The organism is Klebsiella sp. RHBSTW-00215, assembly GCF_014103785.1.
Taxonomy (GTDB): Bacteria; Pseudomonadota; Gammaproteobacteria; order Enterobacterales; family Enterobacteriaceae; genus Klebsiella.
In genome coordinates, this window is record NZ_JABXQS010000001.1 from 2,026,626 (window position 1) to 2,049,720 (window position 23,095).

Genomic DNA, 23,095 nt, shown 5'->3' on the forward strand with positions numbered 1-23,095 from the left:
GACTTTCCTCCGACTGAAACAACAGGATGATTGAGCCCATGCTTCGATACGAGTTAACGCCGAACAATGCAGGTTTTATACTGTGGGGAGATTCAGAAGCCCTGAATGAATTACATGAACTCATTCATTACATCGTGGATGAAAGCCCACTGATTAAAGTTAAAGACGGATTTATGTTATCCCTTGCCTATGATATTCGTAAAGCACGGGAAGGTAATCGTCGTGTTGAGCAACATCAGTATGATCAACATGATACATATAAGCTTTATGGTGTTGAGCTTTTATGGCCTCTGGTCCTGGTACAGTCCTCAATACTCAGAAACTCAATGGGTTATATTCAGACAGACAAAAACCAGCTGTCTGTCATGTATGCCTTTGAATACCTGATAGAATCAGCATTAACAGAGTCTGAGAGAACAACGTCGAATGATATTATGCTAACAGTAAAATATGCATCAGACTCTGATTTTAATTTCATTGAGGATAATATTGACAGCAGGTGCTGCTATTTTATCAGCCTATCTCCGGAGCAAAGAAAAAAGCAGTTAATCAGTATTGTTCGTTCTTTTCATTCATTATGGGGTAAGTATGCCCGTGAAAAGCAGGACATAAAGATGCTGAACGAAATGAATAATACATCATGGGTCTGGCCGGACAATATCAACTGGTGAGCAACCACTGTCCGGCCAGTGAGTACCATCAGCGGGCTCTTTTACCAAAAATGTCCTCTGAACGTGACTGAAGCTGTTTGAGTGCTTCGAGCATGTCATCATTATCCAGTGAGCGCTGGGATTTCTTCCCTTCCTGCTTTGGCCGTCGTCGGGAAGGGCCATCTCCAGCGGGAATTGACTGAGAGCGCGTGTTATCCCGCTTGCTCTGCACCAGACTGATAAACTCCAGGGTTCGGCCAAGACGCTTGTTATCGACAATCGCGCCCTGGTCGATTTCTGACAGTCGGTCGTAGGTAGAGTAGGGAAGTAGCGTACCGTTCAGGCGCAGCTCTTTTCTGCCATCAGGATAGTGATACACATCGATATATTTACCTATTGCACGGCGACTCAGTTCGCTGTCTTCAATCAGGTACAACATTTTATCATATTGTATCGTCAACGATTTTGAGACTTTACGTTTTTCACGAACAGTGAAAATAAGCCCCAGGTCCTCATCATGTTCTACAGCACGGTGTACGTCAAAATCATGTCGCGGTACTTTGCCAAAACGGCGGTTATAGTCAGCCATATAGGCCTCAGCGAAGTCATTTGCAGCCTCCATTGAACAAATGCCCTGTAACCGCAGCTCTTTGACCAGACGATCCTGTAAAGTGAGGTGAGCTCGTTCTACACGCCCTTTGGCGGGACTGGTTTCTGCACAGATAGTCTGGATGTTCAGTTCATGCATGGCTCGCCCAAACTGAGTATGCCCGTCTCCGCCTGTGGCGTGTTTATTGTTAACACGAAAAACACCGGCTTTATCGCTGTACAGTGCCAGCGGTTTACCATGCTTATCGATATAGCGCCGCGTGGCTTCGAAGTAAGAAAACGTGGACTCCGATTTAACAAACAACAGTTCCATCAGTTTGCTGGTTGCATCATCAACATAGACCAGCGCGGTGCAGGCCGGGCCACGGCCTTCAAACCAGTCGTGATCACAGCCATCTATTTGTATCAGCTCACCAGTACACGGACGCCGGTACCGTGGTTGAGGGATCCTTGCGGCACGTTGTTTACGGGGAACCCATAAGCCAGCCCGCACCATGATGCGCCGGACAGTTTCTTTGCCAAGAAACAGTCCGTGGAGTTCTTCGAGCTTTTCACGCGCCAGAGTCGGACCGAAATCAGCATAACGCGTCTTGATCAGTTCCAGAGCCTGATCTGCGAGCCCGGGTGGCAACTGGCGGTTACCACGCATGCCACATCGTCTGCTGGCCATACCAAGCGGTCCGCCTTCACGGTAACGGGCAAGAAGTCTGCGGCATTGCCTGTCGCTGATACCGAGGTGCTCGGCCGCACGGCGCGTTGTGATGCGACGTTCAATGACGTCCTGTATAATCTTGATCCGGTTGATCTCTTTCAAAGTAAACACTCCTGAGCTTTCTGCGCTCATGATATGCCTCCCGGTAGTTTAAACGGACCAGTGAAGCTTACCATAGCGCGGACATCTGAATTGAGCCACAGGCGGACATTACTATTGAGCCATTACAGGATCCGTTGTAATTTTAGGACTTATGTTAAATGTTGCTTGTCCATCGGAACCAAAATAATCACATTTGGCAATTACCTCGCTACAACAGCATAGTAGGGATAAAAAAATAAGTATTTTTCTCATTCTTTATTGTTCCTTGGTCAATATTAGCGACAAACCGTTTCGATTTGACTGATGCCAGACGCTTTGCCTTCCCTGGCCGGTAAAGTAAACGAGGCGTTGCACTGCTGCGCTGCACTTTTGCCCCACTGAACGTTAAGGATCCCGGTCTCTTGCAGGCCAGACATATAGACCATCCCGGCGTCGCTGACGATATTTGGCTGCGCTTTGCTGTCCCCGGCCAGCAGTACCATCGCACCATAAGGCACATCCTGGCCATTGACTGTTTTCAGGTGTACGAATGCCCGCTGGCCGATATTGCCGGCATAATTGGCACGCACGATGGCACCACGTGTTGGAACGACGCTTTGCGTAGTTTCAGGAAGTTCCATATCTTCGCCAAGCGTGGTGCTGTCCAGCGTGATATCGGTGCGACGATAAGGCGTAACGTACGGCACGATGGCGTAGCCGCGATAGTCGGTGGAGATGGTGTTGTCGTTGGTCAGCTTAACGTTATCCAGACCTGGCGCTTTAATCAGGACGGCGGCGTCGGAGATATCCTGACCAAGCGTGATGCCATCAGCATGAGCGACGATGCTGCCGTTGGCACCATAGTCAATACGTTCGCTGCCTCGGTCGTAACTGTAGCCGGCATTAACGCTGCCGAGGGCACTATTATAGGTCGCTCGCATGTCGCCGCTGTAATATTCCCGGTTGCTGTACGCTTGCAGCAGGCTCCATTCCAGGCTGTCGTTATCCAGCCCGACACCACCTATGGATACCGACTGATCGGTGGATCCCGGATTGCTGTTGGTTAACTGATAGCTGGTATAGGTACCTGGCAGCCAGTTGCTCAGTGGCAGGGTCACCGTCAGGGTAATGCGCTGATCGTCCTGAGCATCTTTACCGGAGTTATCCCCGCTCCAGGTGTAGCGGTTATAGCTGTAGCCCAGATAGTAGTTCACATTGCGGAAGCCGCCGTTATATCCCACGCTGATCGATTTGTTGGTGCGCTTACTGTCCCAGTAATCTTCAATTAATCCGCTAATCGATAGGCTGCCAAGGTCTTTACCCAAGCTTTGGTTAAGCGTCAGGTTAGTGCGGTTGCGAAGAGAGCGCGAGCTATAGCTGCCGTCATTTGAATAGCTATCCAGCACTTCAGAGAGGGTATTAAACCCGCTGGTAGAGTAGCGATAGCCGGCGATGGTGACATTGGTGCCGGTTTCAACGATGTTTTTCCCGTAGCGTATGCGCCAGGACTGTCCGGAAGTTTTTTCATCGTCTTTCTTTTTCGACCAGGCTTGAGTGACGTCAGCCGAGGCTGCGCCAAGTTCGCCAAGGTTATAGCCGAGACCCGTTGACAGCGCCTGGTAGCGTGATGCCGCCTGGACACCGCCATATACCGTCAGGCTGCTGGAGACGCCGTAGGTTGCAGTGGCCTGCGTAAAAGGTGTCTCATCGACGCCGCCATCGTAAGGGCGATACTTACCGGAAGTGATTTCATACTCCAGCTGATCTTCGCGAACCATCACCGGCAGCGTAGCGAACGGCACGACAAATTCTTGTTTTGAACCATCGGATTCTTCCACCGTAACGTACAAGTCGCCGCTGCCGCCGCTCGGGTACATATCGGTGATTTCAAATGCCCCTGGCGCCACGTAGGTCTGGTATACCTGATAACCATTCTGTTTAATGATGACGCGGGCATTGGTTTTGGCGATGCCGCGAATAATTGGCGCATAGCCGCGCATACTTTCCGGGAGCATCGAAGTATCGGTAGCCAGCTGTATCCCGGTAAACGGTACGCTGTCGAAGATGCCGGAGAGCGAGGAGCTCTCACCCATAACCAGATTACTGTTAATAGGGCGTATGCTGCGTTGCATATAGAGATAAGCCGATTCCCAGTCTCCTGCATCACCGTTATTTTTGTTCCAGGTGCTCAGATTACGGATACGCCATGGACCCACGTTGAGGCCAGACTGCAGGTTCAGGCTGTAATATTCATCATTGGCCTGCATGTCATTTGAGCCGCTGAACTGATAGTTCATGAGCAGAGCGTTGATACCATCATCAAACTGATCCGGGGGAATATACCCTTGCGCGGTGGTGGATAGCGCCGCCTGCGGAATAGAGATATTTAAACGCTGGGCGGTGAAGTTAAAATCTGTTTTGGTGTCAGGGATTACCGTAAAGTTGGCACAGCCGTTTTTATCTTCGACCAGTTCAGGAAAGGCTTTAACGCGTACGCCGTACTCCGCTAACGCTTTCAGGCTCAGACAGGGAACCAGAGCTGGCTCGCGGTTATTTCCAGTCGCACGACTATTGGTGACAAATTTCATCGTCCTGGTGTCCAGATAGCGACTATTAAACATAATATCGACTCGATAATCCCCGGGTGCCTGCGCATTCTGAGTCTGGAATATGGATAAGTCCGGTGTCGTTGATGGATCACTACCATTCAATGAACTAATGAATGAGGGATCGAAAAAGTCACGTGCTTGCGCTTTATTATTCAAACCAGAAAGCAATGCCGGAAGCATTGCAAGACAGACCGTGGATAGTTTGAATAATCCATTATTCTTATTTGGCATAGACACATCCCTATAATGGTAAAATAAATTTCTTATTACAGCGATGAGGAATAGAGCGAACCTGCTCCGCCATAATCATTGACGACTTTCCAGGTAATGCTGGAGGCGCTGATATTTCCTTTTAACGTTACTTCTTTGGTCGCCATTGGGGCGACAGAGTTGACTTCCGGTTTCACTTCTTTCCCGCCAATCTGGATGCTATGGAAATAGAAGAAAAAGGGTGTCGGGTTTTTGATCGTCAGTTTAGTTCCGGCTTTACGCCATTCGAGCTTTTCTGCTTCCGTATTTGGGGATAGGTCAAAAAGCGCTTTGGGACGGTAGACCAGGCGCATGCGGTGGCGGACTGCCAGTTGAATGGTGTTGTTATTCGCTTTGGTATCATCAGCCGGAGGGATAGCCAGTACGTTAAAATAGTACATGGATTCCCGGTCAGTTGGGGCATTAACGTTTCCCGTAGAAAACAGACGCACGGTATTCTGCTGCTTTCCCTCAAGGCGGAACAGTGGCGGGGTGGCCATAAACGCAGGGGATTTCCCGGCTGGGGTCTCAACCCAGGATTTAATCAGATAGGGAATGTCATCTTTATTTTCGATTTGCGCGGTAATTTCGCGGGCGCCTTCTTTATAAAGATAGCGGGTGGATTCAATCACGATACCGGCATGGGCAATACTGCTGAGGAGTAATGCACAGGATGCGGTGAGGTTTAATAAGGTCCTGAACATGGTTTTTCTCTGAATGCGAAAAAGGGCCCACCGGGAAGCGGGCCCTTTGGGAAAAAATTAGAGGGTGTAATCGATAGTAAAGGTCGCAACACCTTTAACCGGACCTTCGGTAACCGGGGTGGCAGCGTTTGTTCTTACATAACCAGTGGTGTATTTCAGCTGAGTACCGCTGGTCGCAGAGTAGCTTTCAGTCATGGTGTCGGAACCATCGAAGGCTACACGATGCGCATCGCTGACGCGCTGGATACCGATACCGATACCGGTTGCACCGCTAGGAGCAGTGTTGTCCAGAATAGTTGCAGCGCTGCTGGAGGCGCCGGTAACATTTACAGTCACGCCAGTAACTGGCGTAGCGCTGCCCTGTGCACAGTCTTTCACGTCAAAACCGAAGTCCTGAGTTTTGAACAGAGCACCAGCCGCTTCAGCATTCGCTTCGACAGTGGTCACGGTGATCAGTTGAACGATACCGTTGTTCAGGGTACCGGTCGGGGTCACGACGCAAGAGTTAGCCGCATCAGAGACTTCACCCAGCACAGTTACCTGAGCGGTATTGGTTGCCATTGCCTGAGCACTCAGAACTGCAGAAGCAGCGACCATTACAGCTACGATTGTTTTTTTCATTTATTTAATCCATTTATAGATACTAAAGTCCTTAATAGATGCCAGGTCCGGTTGTTAATTAGCCGTATGGGTAATAATTAACACGCCGCTATCGATGCCTGGGCACTATCGTTTTCTTTCTCCTGACTCTGCTATTGCGTACATACGTATGCATCAAGCTTAATGAGCCGGAGCGCTGACAAATCTAATTTGACAACAAAAAAAATGCATGTGAATTCTTACTGAATTTAAGGATTCTTTTTTGAATGTGATGGGTTCATATGCTGATTGTTTTTTTATAATGATCGAAGGATGTAATGGATAGTGAAAAAATCAAGCTTCCATTCGATTCAAATATCATGATAATCTTCTCTTCGCCTCGGTGCTGGGACGGGTGATTAATACTTGAGTTTATCTAATTTGGTAGTTTTATAGGGATGTATCCTGATTTCTAAAGATGAATGTGAATTTTGATTCATTTTAATTTCACATGGCCAATGAGGGCGGAGAGAGAATATGATATTCAATGAGTATATTATTAATGATGAAGTTATTTTCAGTGTAAATATGAATGAGTTACAACCTCTTAAGGATAATGGGGAAGGAGTGATTTTGAATGCGCCCACGGCACGCTGCCTCCAGCTTTTATTGGAAAGTAATGGAAAAATTATATCCAGGGAGGAATTTCTGGATACGGTATGGAAAACCAGGGGAGTCGTGGTGTCTCAAAACACTTTCTATCAAAATATCTCTTTGCTAAGGAAGTCTTTACTTAAAGCAGGGCTATCACAGGATATTATTGTTACAGTCAGGCAGCGCGGGTTTGTTCTGGCTGCTGGCTCGCATATTTCATCATTTTTCAGAGCAGATGATGTCGAATCCGAAAAGCCTTTAAATGTTCAGGTAATAACGAATACGTCATCTCCTCCAGCAGAGAGGGAAATAATTAATAATGTTATCGAATTAAAAGATATGAAGGAGGGCGGAATAGATAATAATAAGGTGGTGTTTAAACTTCCAGGTTGGCTTTTAACACTTTTCGTCGTGATGGTAGCGGCCAACATTCTATCTTTGTTCTGGTAAGCAACAATTAATGAAAAGTATTACGACATTCTTTTATCTTTATATTTAACATATTGTTAGGCACTTTGGCTGTCAGAGCGTGAAAGTTATTCGACGTCTGTCTTAAGATGTAGAGCGCTACTGCCGAATGAGTAGTCTGCCAGGCCGTGCCCGGCAGACTGATTGTTAACGCTGCTTTAAGCCTAAATCTAACGGTGTTTTGCTTGGTTCCCCGCCGATTTCCCTCGCTAGCTTTGGCACCAAATAACCGGATACCAGCGTTAGCAATTCACGCATAATCGCTCGCGCTTCTTCATCTCCTACCATGAAGTGTGCTGCCCTCTGGACTCTATCCAGAACGTGCAGGTAATAAGGCATGACTCCGACATCGAACAGCGCGTTACTCAGATCTGCCAAAATCTGCGCGTTATCGTTTACACCGCGTAGCAGTACGCTTTGGTTCAACAACGTGACGCCCGCCATGCGCAGCCGCTTCATCGCTGCGTGAAATTCTGCATCTATTTCGTTGGCGTGGTTGATATGGTTCACCAACAGTACCTGTAACGATGATGTAGAAATACGTGCAACTAGCGCATCGGTAATACGCGCTGGGATGACAATGGGCAGGCGACTGTGAATACGCAGGCGCTTGATATGTGAAATAGCTTCCAACTGTGTGAATAACCAGTCAAGTTCATGATCTTTCGCCATCAGCGGGTCGCCGCCGGAAAAAATGATCTCATCAAGTTCTGGATGGGCCGCAATGTACTCCAGCGCCGTTTGCCAGTTGCGTTTATTGCCCTGGTTTTCGGCATAGGGGAAGTGGCGACGAAAGCAATAACGACAATTTACCGCACAGCCGCCTTTAACCAGCAGGAGCGCACGGTTAGTGTATTTATGCAGTAAACCGGGCACGACGCTGTGCTGCTCCTCCAGCGGGTCGGTGGAAAACCCAGGGGCGTTGATAAACTCATCTTGAGAGGTAAGTACCTGACGAAGAAGAGGATCGTTGGGGTTTCCTGTCTCCATACGAGCGATAAATGCCCGTGGAACACGTAGGGCGAACAGGCGCTTTGCATCGCGTCCTGCCAGTAGATTCGCATCAGCGTCTACATTTAAAAGATGCAGCAGTTCATCAGGACTGGTCACAACATCGGCAAGTTGCGCTAACCAATCTTCTCTGGATGGGGTATTTAGGGTTACAATATGCGCCATTTTGTGGCTTAGCTACCAATTAACAAAATTTCAGAGGGCCTTATGGCGACTTACTATAGCAACGATTTTCGTGCCGGTCTTAAAATCATGATGGACGGCGAACCTTATGCAGTTGAAGCCAGTGAATTCGTTAAACCTGGGAAAGGCCAGGCTTTTGCGCGCGTTAAGCTGCGTCGCCTGCTGACTGGTACCCGCGTTGAGAAAACCTTCAAGTCAACTGACTCTGCTGAAGGTGCAGATGTTGTCGATATGAACCTGACTTATCTGTACAACGACGGTGAGTTCTATCATTTCATGAACAACTCTACTTTCGAACAGCTGGCCGCGGACTCAAAAGCAGTTGGTGATAGCGCTAAATGGCTGCTGGATCAGGCCGAGTGCATCGTGACCCTGTGGAACGGTCAGCCTATTTCCGTTACCCCGCCGAACTTTGTTGAGCTGGAAATCGTTGAAACTGACCCAGGTCTGAAAGGCGACACCGCAGGTACCGGTGGTAAACCAGCGACCCTGACCACTGGCGCAGTCGTTAAAGTTCCGCTGTTCGTACAGATTGGCGAAGTCATCAAAGTGGATACCCGTTCCGGCGAATACGTATCCCGCGTGAAGTAACTCATGCGATGAGATGGTTGGCGCAGCGCGATGCTGCGCCCTCTACAAATCGACATAGCAGGCAGGGAAGATGAATCGCGCAATCAAATTGTTGGTGTTGTTAGTTCTCGGTAGCTTACTGCTGGCTGGATGCAATACGGCTCGTGGCGTTGGTGAAGATATCCAGAGTTTGGGACATGCGATTTCTCACGCTGCTGGTTAATTTGATTTCATCAGGCAATTCTTATTCATATCTCTGCAACCTCCTTACTTCACTTCTGTAATCTCTTTTTCTCTTAAAAAACGTTGAGCTCCCCTCATCCTGGGCCAGGTTGTCTATGCTTATAGGGCACGATAACTAAAACTGGTAAATTAAGGATAACATCATGGTAAAAAAAGCGATTGCAGCGGTCTTTACGGTTTTGGTCCTTTCCTCTGTATTGACCGCATGTAACACCACGCGCGGTGTAGGTCAGGATATTTCCGATGGCGGTGATGCGATTTCCGGTGCCGCGACCAAAGCTCAGCAATAGACCATGACGGTACGGCCTGCGGTCGTACCGTTCTTCCTCGACTCATCCTCGTTGTGTATAATCTCTGCGAGTTATCATCCACCTTACGGGACGACCCGTAAGCGTTTCACATCTGGGGACGGCCCCATCAAGGAGCCATATGTCCTGGATAGTGTTGTTTATCGCTGGTCTGCTGGAAGTTGTGTGGGCCGTCGGCCTGAAATATACCCACGGTTTTAGCCGCCTGGTACCAAGCGTGATTACCATTGTTGCGATGGTCGTCAGCATGGCCTTACTGTCATGGGCGATGAAAAGCCTGCCCGTAGGGACAGCCTATGCGGTGTGGACGGGAATTGGCGCAGTCGGTGCGGCGATAACCGGTATTCTGCTATTAGGTGAATCCGCCAGCCCGATGCGCATTGCCAGCCTGGCGTGTATTGTCATTGGCATTATTGGCCTGAAAATCAGCGCCCATTAATAATGCTGATTGACCCATAAGAGCTTACTCACATCGAATCCCTGCTGGGTAGCGATATCCAGCATTTGCTGTTTCACTTCCGGTGGGATTTTCGGCGTGCGCGCAAGTAGCCAGAGATAATCGCGGTCTGGGCCGCAAACCAGCGCGTATCGATAATCTTTATCTAGCGCAATCACGTTATAGCCGCCATAGAAGGGGCCAAAAAATGAGACCTTCAGCGCGGCGCGTGTGGGTTCACCGGTAAAGTAAGCCACGCCATCAGTTTTTTGCCATATGCTTCGATCGGGGTTGTATCCTTTATTGACCACATCCAGTCCACCGTCTTCGCGCAGGCTGTAAGTTGCGGTGACTTTCTCTAAACCACGCTCAAAATTATGGTCAAAGCGGGCAATCTCATACCAGGTCCCCAGATATCGCTGTGTGGCGAATGGGCTCACAACAGTCACGCCTTGTGGAGGCGTGGGCGTGCTACAGGCAACAAGCAGAAATGAAGCGGCAACAACCGCAATGACGGGAAGCAGACGCATAATATTTTCCTTGCCAGCTTTTAAGCTAAGTGTAGATTTCGGCAGGAAAAGTGCGGAAGAATTTTCTTGAGAAGAGAGCCCGGTAACATAATGCTACCGGGCTTGCCGGAGTCGAGGTGAACGCTGAGCCGACTCTCGGTTTTAAATGAATATGATACCGACCAGAGTCACGACGGTCAGAATCGCCGCCAGGCCGTAAAATACCCACTTACCGTTGGGAACGTGAATTTTTAAATCATGCATCGCATGATGAATACGGTGGAGTCCGCACCACAGCGGCAGAACAATCATCAAGAAAATGAATGCGCGACCAATAAAGCTGTGGGCAAAGCCCAGTACGCGTTCATAACTGAAGGCGTCACCGGGTGCGAGGCCCAACGGCAGTAAAATACCGACCAGCAGTATCATTACTGGTGCGATAATCGCACTCCACATGCCGCCTGCGCCAAACAGTCCCCAGAATACCGGTTCATCGGAACGTTTTGGATTAGGGTTAATCATGCCAGTCTCCTTACCAGAACAGGGCGATAAACAGAATCACCACGCTGACCACTGCGGTCACCACCCAAAGCCCTTTGATAACCGGCTCTGGCCCCATTTTTTCGCCCTTCAGGATAATATTGGCGGCTTTCGGCGCCAATTCAAACCAGGTTTTGGTATGCAGCAATGCGGCCGCCAGCGTAATCAAATTCAGGATGACTACTATCGGGTTTTGTAGAAAACCAATATATCCCGCCCAGCTCTCTGCGCCATGCTTCAGTGCAAATAGCCCGTAAATCAGCACAATGCTGAACCAGACCGTGGGTACTGCTGTTCCTTCACGCAGCATATAGAAGCGATAAAACGGCAGCTTTTTCCACCAGGTGGACGGCATTGGCCGCACGTAGGGTTTGCGTTTAGTCGTCATACTGCACTCCTTAGCGTGGTTTCAGGGTGGCGATAAGAAAGTCTTTTGAGCTTTCTACTTTACCCTGCTGTATCGCGGCTGCCGGGTCGACGTGTTTAGGGCAGACTTCGGAGCAGTAGCCCACGAAGGTGCATGTCCAGACGCCATTTTGGCCGTTAAGCTGCGCCATACGTTCCTTTTTACCGTGGTCGCGGCTGTCTTCGTTATAACGATGGGCGAGGGTGATCGCCGCCGGGCCGATAAACTCCGGATTCAGACCAAACTGCGGGCAGGCGGCATAGCACAGACCGCAGTTGATGCAGCCGGAGAACTGATGATACTTCGCCATTTGCGCCGGGGTTTGCTTGTTGGGCCCCTGGTCAGTTGTGCGCGGGTTACCAATGATGTACGGCTTAATCGCTTCCAGGCTTTCAATAAAGTGGGTCATATCGACCACCAGGTCGCGCTCAACCGGGAAATTGCCCAGCGCCTCAACCTTAATGCCTTTGGTGTATTCACGCAGGAAGGTTTTGCAGGCCAGCTTTGGCACTTTGTTCACCATCATGCCGCAGGAGCCGCAAATCGCCATGCGGCAGGACCAGCGGTAGCTCAGGTCAGGCGCAAGGTTATCTTTGATGTAGCCCAGAGCATCAAGTAGCGAGGTTTGCTCATCGTAGGGAACTTCATAGAAAGCGCTATGGGGTGCAATGTCCACTTCCGGGTTGTAGCGCACCACTTCGACTTTCATATTTTTCATATCAGCCATTCGTCGTCTCCTTCTTCTCGGCTGCTTCCGCTTCAGCACCGTACACACGTTTTGCTGGTGGTAGAGTGGTGATTTTTACGTCACCATACTCCAGGCGCGTGGTGCCATCGGCATCGCGAAAGGCGAGCGTGTGTTTAAGGAAATTGACATCGTCACGCTCGGTGCAGCCTTCATCCAGACGCTGATGCGCGCCGCGGGACTCTTTACGAGCGATGGCTGAGTGCGCCATGCATTCAGCGACGTTCAGGCCATGACCCAACTCAATGGTATAAAGCAGGTCGGTATTGAACACGCTGGAGGTGTCGGTGACGCGTACACGCTTGAAGCGTTCCTGCAGTTCGGCCAGCTTATCGATGGTTTTCTGCATTAGCTCTGGCGTGCGGTAGATGCCGCAGCCTTCCTCCATCGACAGACCCATTTCGTCACGGATCTTCGCCCAGTTCTCGTTACCTTCCTGATTCACAAGATCTTTCAGGCGTTTTTCGATATCGACGACCTGCGCGTCCAGCGCCGCGCTATTGGCTTCTCCGGCTTCAGCGGCGCGCTTGATGGCCTGCTCACCTGCCATACGGCCAAAGACCACCAGCTCTGCCAGCGAGTTGGAGCCCAGACGGTTCGCGCCGTGCAGGCCCACAGAAGAACACTCGCCGACGGCGAACAGTCCTTTGATTCGGGTCTCACATTGCTGATCGGTTTCGATACCGCCCATGGTGTAGTGTGCAGTTGGGCGAACTGGAATCGGCTCTTTCACCGGGTCGACGCCGACGTAGGCTTTCGACAGTTCACAAATGAACGGTAATCGTTCAAGCAGCTTTTTCTCACCCAAATGGCGCAAATCAAGATAAACCACATCGCCACGCGAAGTTGGAATGGTGTTGCCTTTACGCCATTCGTGCCAGAAAGCCTGGGAGACTTTGTCGCGTGGGCCAAGCTCCATGTATTTGTTTTTCGGTTCGCCCAACGGCGTTTCCGGTCCCATACCGTAATCCTGGAGATAGCGGTATCCGTCCTTGTTGACCAGAATGCCGCCTTCACCGCGACAGCCTTCGGTCATCAGGATGCCGGAACCCGGCAGGCCGGTCGGATGATATTGCACGAACTCCATGTCACGCAGCGGTACGCCGTGGCTTAGCGCCATACCCATACCATCGCCAGTGACGATACCACCGTTGGTATTGTAGCGATAAACGCGTCCTGCACCGCCGGTCGCCAGCACGACTGCGTTGGCGCGGATCTGCACCAGCGTGCCTTCCATCATATTCATCGCGACCAAACCACGCGCCTGACCATCATCGACCAGAATATCGAGGACGAAATGTTCATCGAAGCGTTGGATTTGGGGGAACTGAAGGGAAGTCTGGAACAAGGTGTGCAGTATATGGAAACCGGTTTTATCAGCCGCGAACCAGGTGCGTTCGATTTTCATGCCGCCGAAGCGTCGGACGTTGACGCTGCCGTCCGGGCGACGGCTCCAGGGGCATCCCCACTGTTCGAGCTGGGTCATTTCCTTCGGGCATTGATGGACGAAGTAGTCAACGACATCCTGTTCGCACAACCAGTCGCCACCGGCAACGGTGTCGTGAAAATGGTACTCAAAGCTATCATGATCCTGCGCGACGGCAGCGGAACCCCCTTCAGCGGCCACGGTGTGGCTGCGCATAGGATAGACTTTAGAAATTAGAGCGATTTTAGCATTTGGATTAGCTTGCGCGGCGGCAATTGCGGCGCGAAGACCTGCTCCGCCAGCGCCAATTATGGCAAGATCGGCTTGAAAAGTTTGCACGACATTCCTCCAGTTTTTGTTTATTTCGCCGCCGGGCTGGCGAAAATGTATCACTGCTCCTTTATGGTTAAGGAGTATAGCCGTAGGGGCACCAGGGAAAATTGACGTGTTCGATTTTTTTATCGATCTGTGCGGCGGTTTATTCATTTCTTTTATGCATTTCGGTTAACAATAAATATAACGATATGTAGTGGATTCGCGAATTCGCACAAAATTTGTTTCACCTGCCAGTTACGAGTAGACTTCGTGCCCTTGTTTCAAATCGGAGAACGTACCATGAGCGAAACGGCAACCTGGCAGCCGAGCGCGTCCATTCCAAATCTGTTAAAACGTGCAGCGGTGATGACGGCAATTCGTCGTTTCTTTACCGACCGCGGCGTGTTGGAGGTGGAGACGCCCTGCATGAGTCAGGCGACGGTGACGGATATCCATATGGTCCCGTTTGAAACGCGTTTCGTAGGACCGGGGCATTCTCAGGGACTGAACCTGTATCTGATGACCAGCCCGGAATACCATATGAAGCGCCTGCTGGCGGCCGGCTGCGGCCCGGTGTTTCAGTTATGCCGTAGCTTTCGTAATGAAGAGATGGGGCGTCACCATAACCCTGAATTCACGATGTTGGAGTGGTATCGTCCATGCTATGACATGTACCGGTTGATTAACGAAGTCGACGATCTGTTGCAGCAGGTGCTGGACTGCCAGCCGGCGGAGAGCCTTTCTTATCAACAAGCTTTCCAGCGTCACCTGGAAATCGACCCACTGTCGGCGGATAAAACGCAACTGCGCGAAGTGGCGGCGAAGCTGGATCTGAGCAATATTGCCGATACTGAAGAAGATAGGGACACGCTGCTCCAGTTGCTCTTTGTGATGGGCGTTGAGCCGCATATTGGCAAAGATCGTCCGACCTTTATCTATCACTTCCCGGCAAGCCAGGCCTCGTTGGCGCAAATTAGCACCGAAGATCACCGCGTGGCGGAGCGTTTTGAGGTCTATTACAAGGGCATAGAGCTGGCAAACGGCTTTCACGAACTGACGGACGCGCGCGAACAACAACAGCGTTTTGAGCAGGATAACCGTAAGCGTGCGGCTCGTGGCTTGCCACAGCAGCCGATCGATCGCAACCTGCTGGCTGCCCTGGAGGCAGGACTACCAGATTGCTCAGGCGTCGCGCTGGGTGTTGACCGCGTAGTGATGTTGGCGCTGGGTGCTGAAAGCATCGGCGACGTTATCTCCTTTACTGTCGACCGCGCCTGATTATCCCCTGCGCTTCCCTTTTCGCCATGAAGAGGGAAGCCGCTATTTAGCCCTTATACCCACAATAATGATTTGGTCTTTTGCTACTATCCGCGCTCAATTTTTTGTGGCCTGGCGTTCCTGGCTGTGATGCCCGCATTTGGATAGATTTATGCACCAGCAAATTAAGAAGATGAGCCTGATTGGGCTGATATTAATGATCTTCACCTCCGTATTCGGTTTCGCAAATAGTCCTTCCGCGTTCTACCTAATGGGCTATAGCGCGATGCCGTTTTACCTTTTCTCCGCATTATTTTTCTTTATTCCTTTCGCGCTGATGATGGCCGAGATGGGGTCGACTTATCGTAAGGAAGAGGGCGGGATCTATTCATGGATGAATCATAGCGTCGGGCCGCGTTTTGCGTTTATCGGCACCTTCATGTGGTTTTCCTCTTATGTGGTCTGGATGGTTAGCACGGCGGCTAAAATCTGGGTGCCGTTTTCCACTTTCTTATTCGGCGCGGATAAAACGCAGTCCTGGACCATTGCCGGACTTACTTCCACGCAAACGGTCGGTATTCTTGCCGCGTGCTGGATGCTGTTGGTGACTTTTGTCGCGGTAAAGGGAATTAATAAAATCGCTAAAATTACCGCCGTCGGCGGGATTGCGGTGATGGGCCTTAATTTGGTGCTGTTGCTGGTGAGTGCGGCTATTTTGCTGCTTAACGGCGGCCATTTTGCCCAACCGCTGGATTTTACGGCGTCGCCAAATCCGGGATATCAATCTGGACTGGCGATGTTGTCGTTCGTGGTTTTTGCCATATTCGCCTACGGCGGTATTGAGGCGGTTGGCGGTCTGGTGGATAAAACCGAGAAGCCGGAAAAGAATTTCGCCAAAGGGATTATTATTGCCGCGATTGTTATTTCTATCGGCTATTCGCTGGCGATTGTGCTGTGGGGCGTAAGCGCCAACTGGCAGCAGGTGCTGAGCAATCGCTCGACTAACCTTGGTAATATCACCTACGTGTTGATGACCAGCCTTGGCGCGACGCTGGGCAATGCGATGCATTTGCCGCCTGCCATCGCTGCGGCGACGGGCTTGTGGTTTGCCAGAGTTACCGGCCTGTCGATGTTCCTCGCCTATACCGGCGCTTTCTTTACCCTGAGCTACTCACCGCTGAAAGCGATTATTCAGGGCACGCCAAAAGCGCTTTGGCCCTCATCGATGACGCGGATTAACGCTAACGGGATGCCTGCTAATGCCATGTGGTGGCAGTGCCTGTTGGTGAGCGTGTTTATTCTTCTGGTTTCCTTCGGCGGTGATACCGCATCGGCGTTTTATAACAAACTGACGCTGATGGCGAACGTCTCAATGACCCTGCCGTACCTGTTTTTAACGCTGGCGTTTCCCTTCTTTAAAGCTAAACAGAATCTCGATCGCCCCTTTGTGATTTTCAAAAATCGGCTATCGACGCTGCTGGCGACTACCGTTGTCGTGCTGGTGGTGGCTTTTGCGAATATCTTTACCGTGATTCAACCGGTGATGGACGCAGGGGACTGGAGCAGCGCGCTGTGGATGGTCGGCGGGCCGATTTTCTTTTCGCTGCTGGCGCTGGGAATTTATGAGAATTACCGCCGACGTACGGCGGTATCGTTTGTGGTTTCCGAAGGCTAAAGCGCTGGCCTTGCCCTCTGCCGGGCAAGGCCATTCTTACAGACCGCCAGGCGCGCGGCTGGATTTCCCTGCTGATGTCAGCGCTCTGCTGCTCTTTCTGCCATCGATACTTTCCAGACGCATCTGGAACGGTGGGAACGGCATGTCGATACCATGTTCGCGGAAGCCCGCCAGAATCAGCTGGTGCATCTCGTGGCGCAACGGCATGCGGTGGCCCATTTCGGCGGCGAAAATACGCAGCTCGAAAATCTGGATCCCCTGCTGTAGGTCAACAAGGAAGGCTTCCGGTGCTGGGGTGTCGATGACTAACGAGCAGCGGTGCGCAGCGGTCAACAGGATCTGCGCGACCTCTTCAGTATTAGCGTCCACCGGCGCGGGAACGGTTAACACCACGCGCGTGACCGAATCCGACAGCGACCAGTTGATGAACTGTTCGGTAATGAACGCCTTGTTCGGCACAATAATCTCTTTGCGGTCCCAGTCGCTGATAGTGGTGGCGCGGGTATTAATGCGCGTTACGCTCCCTGTGAGATCGCGGATAGTCACCGTATCGCCAATACGTATCGGTTTTTCGAACAGGATAATCAGGCCGGAGATAAAGTTGGCGAAAATCTCTTGTAAGCCAAAACCGAGGCCGACACCGAGAGCGGCGATGAGCCACTGTAGTTTCGACCACTCAATCCCAATCATCGAGAAGCCGACCAGGCCGCCAATCAGCATCAGCAAATACTTGGTAATAGTGGTGATGGCGTAACCGGTGCCCGGCGTCAGTTCCAGGTGCTGAAGAATTGCCAGCTCCAGCAATGCAGGCAGGTTACGCACCAGCTGCGTGGTGATAATCAGCACCAGGATGGCAATAAGCACCGCACCGAGGGTAATCGGCTCCAGGCTCTCAACACCCTGCACCGTAGAGGTGACGTCCCACAGAGAGATGTTTTCCAGGAATCCGAATGCGGAGTGGATTTCCGACCACAGGACGATGACCGACACCAGTGCGATCAGCATCAGCAGGGAGCGTACCAGGCGTAAAGACTGGGTACTGATGGCGTCGAGATCGATTTCGCTGACCTCGGCTTCCATTGAGCCTTCCGGGCTGCTGGTGTGCTGCACTTCTTCTTCGCCACGGGCACGTTGGGCGAGGATCTCCGCCCGTCGATGCTTCGCGCGATCGAACGCCAGGCGGCGGCGCTGAATCAGCATCCAGCGGCGGATAATGTGATAAACCACCAACAACAGGAACCAAATGGCGACCGAAGTTTCCAGCCTGGCGAGCAGCGCCTGTGAGGTGGCGAGATAGCCAACCGCCGCTGCCAGCATTGCCACTAGCGGCGCGCCGAGCAGCATATTCCATAGCAGCCGGTTCACCATGTTGTCGCCGCTGCCTTCTTTGTCGAGATACAGCGGTATTCCAGCGCGTTTCAGGCTCAGGGTGACCATTGCCAGCGCGCCGCAAATCAGCATAAAGCAGAGGCGGCCGAGAGAGGCGGAAAACTCGCGATCGTTGAGGTTATCAAAGGTGATGAGCGCCATAATCAGCGGCACAATCAATCCGATGCTCATCAGGTAGTAGCGCATTGCTTTGCTGACGCGGCTGCGCGGCCAGCCGAAGTGGGCGATGAACAGGCCGTTTGGGCGGGCGAAGGTGGCGCAAATCATCACCACCCACAGCAACGGTACCGTAGCGGTGACGCTATCGCCAATAGCTACCGCCAGCGGGAAAGGCCAGGCCGCCTGCAGGCCGTAGCCCAGCGTCATCCACAATACCGGCAGCGGCGAGGCCACCAGTATCGACCAGAAAACAGTGCGCAGCGTGAGCCAGAAATGGTCCTGTGTGACCTTGCCGACCCGCGCGCTGGAGCGCTCAAGGAAGCTAGTGAAGTGACGGCGTGAGCTGATACTGAACCCGACCAGAATGAGCGCGCCGAACAGCGGCAGTATCGTCTCTTTGCTGGTCAGCATCATCATGCTGGCTTTGCCGAGCTGGCTCATGGTGTCGAGTGAGATCAGGCGGCGTAAATCCTGAACTATCTCCAGCGGCCATGAAAAACCAATCGGGCTGACGTCGGAGGTCCAGAACAGATAGCGATGGGTGGCTTCGTTTATCTCTTTAAGCGCATCCTCTAGCTGACCGTTAGCCACTTTCAGCTTGGTTAGTTCGAGCATGAGCGTATCGCCGCCGCGCAGCAATGAGTTAAGCAGCTCAGTTTGCGTACGCATCTGGGCTTGCAGAATGCGGTTTTGCTCGTTGGTTAGCGGTTCACCGTCCACCTGACGAATCTGCTTCAGCTGCGGCTGTTTACCGAGCTGATCTTCATAGCGTAAGCGCTGCACGCGCAGCTGCGCCATTTCCGTATCTAACTGTTGCGGGCGCGGTATTTCCGGCAGGCGTGCAACCTGGGCACGCAAAGCTTCACCGAGCAAATTAGAAGAACCCAGCCATTGAGACTGCTCGCGCAGGGTGTTCAACGCCTGGCGCACCTGCAGGGTTTGATTGGTGGCCTGACGCTGCTGCGAGGCGATCAGATCCATGCGCTGGGCCTGCTGATTCAACGCCTGCGAAAGCTCGCGGTTAACCTTGAATTGGGTCACGATATCCGGCGGCAGGTTTTCGCTGTTTTCCGCCAGCAGTTCGGTGCTTTCCAGCGCTTTTTCCGCTTCGCGCTGCCGTTGGTTGTTAAGCTGGTTGCGTAGCGCCTGTAGCCAGGCGTCGAGCTGTTCACTCTGTTTCTGCGCCAGCTCGGAGCGCATGCGCGAAAGCTCCTGGCGGTTATTTGCGGAAAGCTGCGCCAGGTCCAGTTCATCAACCAGCGCTTTCAGACGTGCAGATTCCGCTTGTAGTCCGAGATTCTGCGCCTGCGCCAGCGGCGTATTGCTGTTTTGCGCACCAACCCGACGTTCAACATCGTTTAACTGACGACGGGCGTCGGTCTGCTGCTGCGGTAACTGGTTGAGCGAATCAGCGATATCTCGGGCGCGATCCTGCTCCTGCTGCGCCTTACGACTGGCTTCCAGTAGCTGACTGCTGACCTGGAGAATCTCCTGGTTCAGGGCATCAGAGGAGAGGGTGGTTGAAACCTCGCGCGGCTCATCGCTAAGATTATTGAGCTGCGCGCGCAGGTTTTGCGACAACTTAGGGAAGTTATCGATAACGTCCTGGTACTGACGAGCGCGCTCAAGGGAGGCATTACGTTCCTCAAGCGCGTTCAGGGCAGATTGCAGAACCTCAACGGTTTCAGGCTGGGCGGGTTTTGCCGCCTTCGCCTGCTCCAGTTCCTGCGCTATCTGTTTTGCATCCGGGGCGGTTGCTGCGTACGCCCCAAAACTGAGGCTCAAGGCCAGCAGGAAAGTGTATATCAGGCGCACGGTGTAACCTTTTTCTCTCAGGAATTAACCTTCGTCTTGTTTATCGCTAACCAGCGGGCTGGCTGCGTGTTCGGCGCGGACTTCTTCTTCCGATGGCGGTGCAGGCTCAACGGGAGCGACGGCTTCAGGCGCGATCGCCAGCGGTTGGCCAATTTTGGTCACCGACAGGCTTTGCAATTGCTCAACCAGCTTCACCTGGCCTGGGGCAAACAGGTTAATCACCGTGGAGCCAAGCTTGAAGCGACCCATCTCCTGGCCTTTAAGCAGCGCGACAGATCCTTCGTTGTCACCGGCAGGCCAGGTCCAGCGTTTGATGATACCTTCGCGGGGCGGAGTCACGGTCCCGGACCAGACGGTTTCGATACTGCCGACGATAGTGGCACCCACCAGAATTTGCGCCATTGGGCCAAACTCAGTGTCAAACAGACAGATGACGCGCTCGTTGCGGGCAAAAAGATTTGGCACGTTTTGCGCGGTCAGATGGTTTACTGAGAACAGATCGCCTGGCACATAGATCATCTCGCGCAGAATACCGTTACACGGCATGTGAACGCGGTGGTAATCGCGCGGTGAAAGATAAGTGGTGACAAAGCTCCCGTTACGGAACAGGGCAGCCATATGATAGTTACCGGCCAACAGGGCTTCAAGGCTGTAGTTGTGGCCTTTGGCCTGCAGAATTTTATCTTCTTCAATGGCGCCTAACTGGCTGATTACGCCATCAGCAGGCATCACCAGCACGCTCGGGTCGGTGTTTAATGGGCGCACGTCATCGCGCAGCGGGCGAACGAAGAAGTCGTTAAAGGTGCGGTAGCTAGCGGTATCCGACTTTTGCGCCTCTTTCATATCGACCTTGTAGTATTTCACGAACAGATCGATGACCAGTTTTGTCAGCCAACCTGCTCGCTTGCGTGCACCCCAGCCTGCGAGGCGGGTGAGCCACAGTTTAGGCAGAATGTATTGCAGTGAAAGTTTAAGATCGTTTAACAAGGTAGCCTCCAGGCCATTATTTGTCGTTCCTGACCACCCGCATTAACGAGGGTCTGAAAAAAGGGGGCGATTCTAACGATGCTCAGCTTAAATGTCAGTCATCGGTTGATGAAAAGCTTTTACGCGTTTTTACCTGTACCTGCGCCATGCTTTCCAGAATGCGGTGATAGTTTTCAAACCGGCTCTCTGCAATTGCGCCGTTCTCTACCGCTTCGCGAATTGCGCAGCCAGGGTCGGTATCGTGTTTGCAGTCGCGATATTTGCAGCGGCCTAAATAGTCATGGAATTCGACAAAGCCGTGGGTGATTTGTTCCGCGTCGAGATGCCACAGGCCGAACTCGCGTACGCCCGGGGAATCAATCACATCGCCGCCGTGCGGGAAGTGATAAAGGCGCGCGGCAGTGGTGGTGTGCTGGCCCAGCCCTGAGTTGTCAGAGACGTCATTGGTGAGAATTTCTTCCTGCAGGCCCAGGAGAGCATTCAGTAAACTGGATTTACCCACCCCGGACTGCCCGGCAAAGATGCTGATTCGGTCAGTGAGCGCTTCTTCAAGCGGCTTCAGACCATCCTGAGTACGGCTGGAGACCATCAGTACGCGGTAACCTATCTTGCGGTAAACATCCATTTGCTCGTTGACGAAGGCCATGGCGTCTTCATCCAGCAGATCGGTCTTATTGAGCACAATCAGCGGCTCAACGTTCAGCGTTTCGCAGGCGACGAGATAACGGTCGATAATATTCGGTGATAGCTCAGGCAAAATTGCTGAAACAATGACTATCTGATTGATATTGGCGGCGATGGGTTTCACACCGTCGTAGAAATCCGGGCGCGTCAGCACTGAGGTTCGTTCATGCACCGCTTCAACGATACCTTTAACGTTAACCCCTGCAGCTGCGCTTTTGCCTGGACGCCAGACGACGCGATCGCCAGTGACCAGCGAACGGATGGTGCGACGAATATTGCAGCGATGGACGCTACCGTCGGCGGATTCGACATCGGCATGCATACCAAAGCGGCTAATGACGATACCTTCGGATTTCTCGCCGAACAAATTGTCATCAAAATCGGCCTTCTCCGAAGTCGTTTTCAGGCGGCGCTGGTGGTTGGCCTTCACGCGGCGCTCTTGGCCTTTGGAGAGTTTATTTTTACTCAATCGAACTGGCTCCTGGTCGCCCTGTGTGGGCAAAACCTCTATGATACACGCTATTTTAGATCAATATAGTTACGTAAGAAGGGTGGAAAATAACATGAGTGCAGATGAAAACAACCTGATTTGGATCGATCTTGAAATGACGGGACTGGATCCGGAGCGCGATCGCATCATTGAAATCGCCACCCTAGTGACCGACGCGAACCTGAACATCCTGGCGGAAGGGCCGACGATCGCAGTGCATCAGTCTGATGCGCAGCTGGCGCTGATGGATGAGTGGAACGTACGCACCCATACCGGTAGCGGGCTGGTGGGGCGTGTGAAAGCGAGCACTGAGGGCGATCGTGAAGCGGAGCTGGCGACTATCGAATTCCTCAAACAGTGGGTGCCTGCGGGTAAATCACCGATTTGCGGTAACAGCATCGGCCAGGATCGTCGCTTTTTATTTAAATATATGCCGGAACTGGAAGCTTACTTCCACTATCGTTATCTGGACGTCAGCACGCTAAAAGAGCTGGCGCGTCGCTGGAAACCGGAAATTCTTGACGGCTTTAAGAAGCAAGGGACCCATCAGGCGATGGACGATATCCGTGAGTCGGTGGCGGAACTGGCTTACTACCGCGAGCACTTCATTCAGCTCTGATATCTGTGCCGGG

The 23,095-nt window shown here is 52.0% G+C and carries 22 protein-coding genes; 9 read left to right on the forward strand and 13 right to left on the reverse strand.

The features are described 5' to 3' along the window. Positions 1-38: 38 nt before the first annotated feature. Entirely contained in the window at positions 39-671 is a 633-nt protein-coding gene (locus tag HV127_RS09675) for a hypothetical protein (RefSeq protein WP_001567369.1), read from the forward strand. A gap of 28 nt (positions 672-699) precedes the next feature. On the opposite strand, the gene HV127_RS09680 is transcribed toward HV127_RS09675, so the two are convergent. From HV127_RS09680 to HV127_RS09695, 4 genes are all read right to left on the reverse strand, one after another. Next, positions 700-2,103, reverse strand: a complete 1,404-nt coding sequence (locus tag HV127_RS09680) for an ISNCY-like element ISKpn21 family transposase (protein ID WP_001567368.1) — start codon at positions 2,101-2,103, stop codon at positions 700-702. Between the two features lie 245 nt (positions 2,104-2,348). Next, a complete protein-coding gene (locus tag HV127_RS09685) occupies positions 2,349-4,892 on the reverse strand; it encodes a fimbria/pilus outer membrane usher protein (protein ID WP_182235708.1) in 2,544 nt (847 codons plus the stop codon). A 35-nt stretch (positions 4,893-4,927) separates the two neighbouring features. Then, positions 4,928-5,614, reverse strand: a complete 687-nt coding sequence (locus tag HV127_RS09690; protein WP_182235709.1) for a molecular chaperone — start codon at positions 5,612-5,614, stop codon at positions 4,928-4,930. Positions 5,615-5,671: 57 nt separating this feature from the next. Further along, positions 5,672-6,235 carry a fimbrial protein gene (locus HV127_RS09695; protein ID WP_182235710.1) on the reverse strand — a complete coding sequence of 188 codons (564 nt, stop codon included), beginning with the start codon at positions 6,233-6,235 and terminating at the stop codon, positions 5,672-5,674. Positions 6,236-6,730: 495 nt separating this feature from the next. Here HV127_RS09695 and HV127_RS09700 point away from each other — a divergent pair, with 495 nt between their 5' ends. Then, positions 6,731-7,297: a winged helix-turn-helix domain-containing protein gene (locus HV127_RS09700; protein ID WP_182235711.1), complete on the forward strand. Its 567-nt coding sequence runs from the start codon at positions 6,731-6,733 to the stop codon at positions 7,295-7,297. A 165-nt stretch (positions 7,298-7,462) separates the two neighbouring features. Here the strand turns inward: HV127_RS09700 and epmB are convergent, their stop codons facing one another. Next, positions 7,463-8,491, reverse strand: a complete 1,029-nt coding sequence (gene epmB / locus HV127_RS09705; protein WP_182235712.1) for an EF-P beta-lysylation protein EpmB — start codon at positions 8,489-8,491, stop codon at positions 7,463-7,465. Positions 8,492-8,533: 42 nt separating this feature from the next. Between epmB and efp the strand changes: the two genes are divergently transcribed. The 4 genes from efp to sugE all read left to right on the forward strand — a co-directional run bounded on the left by efp (position 8,534) and on the right by sugE (position 10,069). Further along, positions 8,534-9,100: an elongation factor P gene (efp, locus tag HV127_RS09710; protein WP_110274494.1), complete on the forward strand. Its 567-nt coding sequence runs from the start codon at positions 8,534-8,536 to the stop codon at positions 9,098-9,100. 70 nt (positions 9,101-9,170) lie between these two features. Next, positions 9,171-9,302: an entericidin A/B family lipoprotein gene (locus HV127_RS09715; RefSeq protein ID WP_182235713.1), complete on the forward strand. Its 132-nt coding sequence runs from the start codon at positions 9,171-9,173 to the stop codon at positions 9,300-9,302. A gap of 163 nt (positions 9,303-9,465) precedes the next feature. Then, positions 9,466-9,612 carry a lipoprotein toxin entericidin B gene (gene ecnB / locus HV127_RS09720; RefSeq protein WP_182235714.1) on the forward strand — a complete coding sequence of 49 codons (147 nt, stop codon included), beginning with the start codon at positions 9,466-9,468 and terminating at the stop codon, positions 9,610-9,612. A gap of 139 nt (positions 9,613-9,751) precedes the next feature. Continuing rightward, entirely contained in the window at positions 9,752-10,069 is a 318-nt protein-coding gene (sugE, locus tag HV127_RS09725) for a quaternary ammonium compound efflux SMR transporter SugE (protein ID WP_110274491.1), read from the forward strand. Here the strand turns inward: sugE and HV127_RS09730 are convergent. From HV127_RS09730 to frdA, 5 genes are all read right to left on the reverse strand, one after another. Continuing rightward, positions 10,066-10,596, reverse strand: a complete 531-nt coding sequence (locus HV127_RS09730) for a lipocalin family protein (RefSeq protein ID WP_182235715.1) — start codon at positions 10,594-10,596, stop codon at positions 10,066-10,068. The genes sugE and HV127_RS09730 overlap by 4 nt on opposite strands. 141 nt (positions 10,597-10,737) lie before the next feature. Continuing rightward, positions 10,738-11,097 (reverse strand): fumarate reductase subunit FrdD, encoded by a 360-nt coding sequence (gene frdD / locus HV127_RS09735; protein ID WP_182235716.1) that lies wholly within the window; start codon positions 11,095-11,097, stop codon positions 10,738-10,740. 10 nt (positions 11,098-11,107) lie between these two features. Next, positions 11,108-11,503, reverse strand: coding sequence for a fumarate reductase subunit FrdC (gene frdC / locus HV127_RS09740; protein WP_112216222.1), 396 nt, complete (start codon positions 11,501-11,503; stop codon positions 11,108-11,110). 10 nt (positions 11,504-11,513) lie between these two features. Beyond that, positions 11,514-12,248 (reverse strand): succinate dehydrogenase/fumarate reductase iron-sulfur subunit, encoded by a 735-nt coding sequence (locus HV127_RS09745; RefSeq protein ID WP_181483938.1) that lies wholly within the window; start codon positions 12,246-12,248, stop codon positions 11,514-11,516. Beyond that, positions 12,241-14,031, reverse strand: coding sequence for a fumarate reductase (quinol) flavoprotein subunit (gene frdA / locus HV127_RS09750; RefSeq protein ID WP_181483937.1), 1,791 nt, complete (start codon positions 14,029-14,031; stop codon positions 12,241-12,243). Before frdA ends, HV127_RS09745 begins: the two co-directional genes overlap by 8 nt. Positions 14,032-14,307: 276 nt before the next feature. On the opposite strand from frdA, the gene epmA reads away from it, so the two are divergent. Continuing rightward, positions 14,308-15,285 carry an elongation factor P--(R)-beta-lysine ligase gene (epmA, locus tag HV127_RS09755; protein ID WP_142514463.1) on the forward strand — a complete coding sequence of 326 codons (978 nt, stop codon included), beginning with the start codon at positions 14,308-14,310 and terminating at the stop codon, positions 15,283-15,285. A gap of 151 nt (positions 15,286-15,436) precedes the next feature. Then, the gene (gene yjeM, locus HV127_RS09760; RefSeq protein WP_182235717.1) at positions 15,437-16,939 is read left to right on the forward strand and encodes a glutamate/gamma-aminobutyrate family transporter YjeM; all 1,503 of its coding nucleotides are present in this window, start codon (positions 15,437-15,439) and stop codon (positions 16,937-16,939) included. 36 nt (positions 16,940-16,975) lie between these two features. Here the strand turns inward: yjeM and mscM are convergent, their stop codons facing one another. The 3 genes from mscM to rsgA all read right to left on the reverse strand — a co-directional run bounded on the left by mscM (position 16,976) and on the right by rsgA (position 22,442). Further along, positions 16,976-20,302, reverse strand: coding sequence for a miniconductance mechanosensitive channel MscM (gene mscM / locus HV127_RS09765; RefSeq protein WP_182235718.1), 3,327 nt, complete (start codon positions 20,300-20,302; stop codon positions 16,976-16,978). A gap of 24 nt (positions 20,303-20,326) precedes the next feature. Then, positions 20,327-21,289 (reverse strand): archaetidylserine decarboxylase, encoded by a 963-nt coding sequence (gene asd, locus HV127_RS09770; RefSeq protein WP_182235719.1) that lies wholly within the window; start codon positions 21,287-21,289, stop codon positions 20,327-20,329. A 94-nt stretch (positions 21,290-21,383) separates the two neighbouring features. Next, entirely contained in the window at positions 21,384-22,442 is a 1,059-nt protein-coding gene (rsgA, locus tag HV127_RS09775; RefSeq protein ID WP_182235720.1) for a small ribosomal subunit biogenesis GTPase RsgA, read from the reverse strand. Positions 22,443-22,536: 94 nt separating this feature from the next. Between rsgA and orn the strand changes: the two genes are divergently transcribed. Further along, positions 22,537-23,082 (forward strand): oligoribonuclease, encoded by a 546-nt coding sequence (gene orn / locus HV127_RS09780; protein ID WP_182235721.1) that lies wholly within the window; start codon positions 22,537-22,539, stop codon positions 23,080-23,082. Positions 23,083-23,095 lie beyond the last annotated feature (13 nt).

What these genes read in the sequence shown, in the direction of transcription:
- epmA (WP_142514463.1), top strand. Translation starts at nt 14,308, where the DNA reads ATGAGCGAAACGGCAACCTGGCAGCCGAGCGCGTCCATTCCAAATCTG.
- efp (WP_110274494.1), top strand. Translation starts at nt 8,534, where the DNA reads ATGGCGACTTACTATAGCAACGATTTTCGTGCCGGTCTTAAAATCATG.
- orn (WP_182235721.1), top strand. Translation starts at nt 22,537, where the DNA reads ATGAGTGCAGATGAAAACAACCTGATTTGGATCGATCTTGAAATGACG.
- ecnB (WP_182235714.1), top strand. Translation starts at nt 9,466, where the DNA reads ATGGTAAAAAAAGCGATTGCAGCGGTCTTTACGGTTTTGGTCCTTTCC.
- HV127_RS09700 (WP_182235711.1), top strand. Translation starts at nt 6,731, where the DNA reads ATGATATTCAATGAGTATATTATTAATGATGAAGTTATTTTCAGTGTA.
- HV127_RS09680 (WP_001567368.1), bottom strand. Translation starts at nt 2,103, where the DNA reads ATGAGCGCAGAAAGCTCAGGAGTGTTTACTTTGAAAGAGATCAACCGG.
- epmB (WP_182235712.1), bottom strand. Translation starts at nt 8,491, where the DNA reads ATGGCGCATATTGTAACCCTAAATACCCCATCCAGAGAAGATTGGTTA.
- HV127_RS09675 (WP_001567369.1), top strand. Translation starts at nt 39, where the DNA reads ATGCTTCGATACGAGTTAACGCCGAACAATGCAGGTTTTATACTGTGG.
- HV127_RS09695 (WP_182235710.1), bottom strand. Translation starts at nt 6,235, where the DNA reads ATGAAAAAAACAATCGTAGCTGTAATGGTCGCTGCTTCTGCAGTTCTG.
- HV127_RS09690 (WP_182235709.1), bottom strand. Translation starts at nt 5,614, where the DNA reads ATGTTCAGGACCTTATTAAACCTCACCGCATCCTGTGCATTACTCCTC.
- sugE (WP_110274491.1), top strand. Translation starts at nt 9,752, where the DNA reads ATGTCCTGGATAGTGTTGTTTATCGCTGGTCTGCTGGAAGTTGTGTGG.
- frdD (WP_182235716.1), bottom strand. Translation starts at nt 11,097, where the DNA reads ATGATTAACCCTAATCCAAAACGTTCCGATGAACCGGTATTCTGGGGA.
- frdC (WP_112216222.1), bottom strand. Translation starts at nt 11,503, where the DNA reads ATGACGACTAAACGCAAACCCTACGTGCGGCCAATGCCGTCCACCTGG.
- HV127_RS09685 (WP_182235708.1), bottom strand. Translation starts at nt 4,892, where the DNA reads ATGCCAAATAAGAATAATGGATTATTCAAACTATCCACGGTCTGTCTT.
- yjeM (WP_182235717.1), top strand. Translation starts at nt 15,437, where the DNA reads ATGCACCAGCAAATTAAGAAGATGAGCCTGATTGGGCTGATATTAATG.
- HV127_RS09745 (WP_181483938.1), bottom strand. Translation starts at nt 12,248, where the DNA reads ATGGCTGATATGAAAAATATGAAAGTCGAAGTGGTGCGCTACAACCCG.
- HV127_RS09715 (WP_182235713.1), top strand. Translation starts at nt 9,171, where the DNA reads ATGAATCGCGCAATCAAATTGTTGGTGTTGTTAGTTCTCGGTAGCTTA.
- HV127_RS09730 (WP_182235715.1), bottom strand. Translation starts at nt 10,596, where the DNA reads ATGCGTCTGCTTCCCGTCATTGCGGTTGTTGCCGCTTCATTTCTGCTT.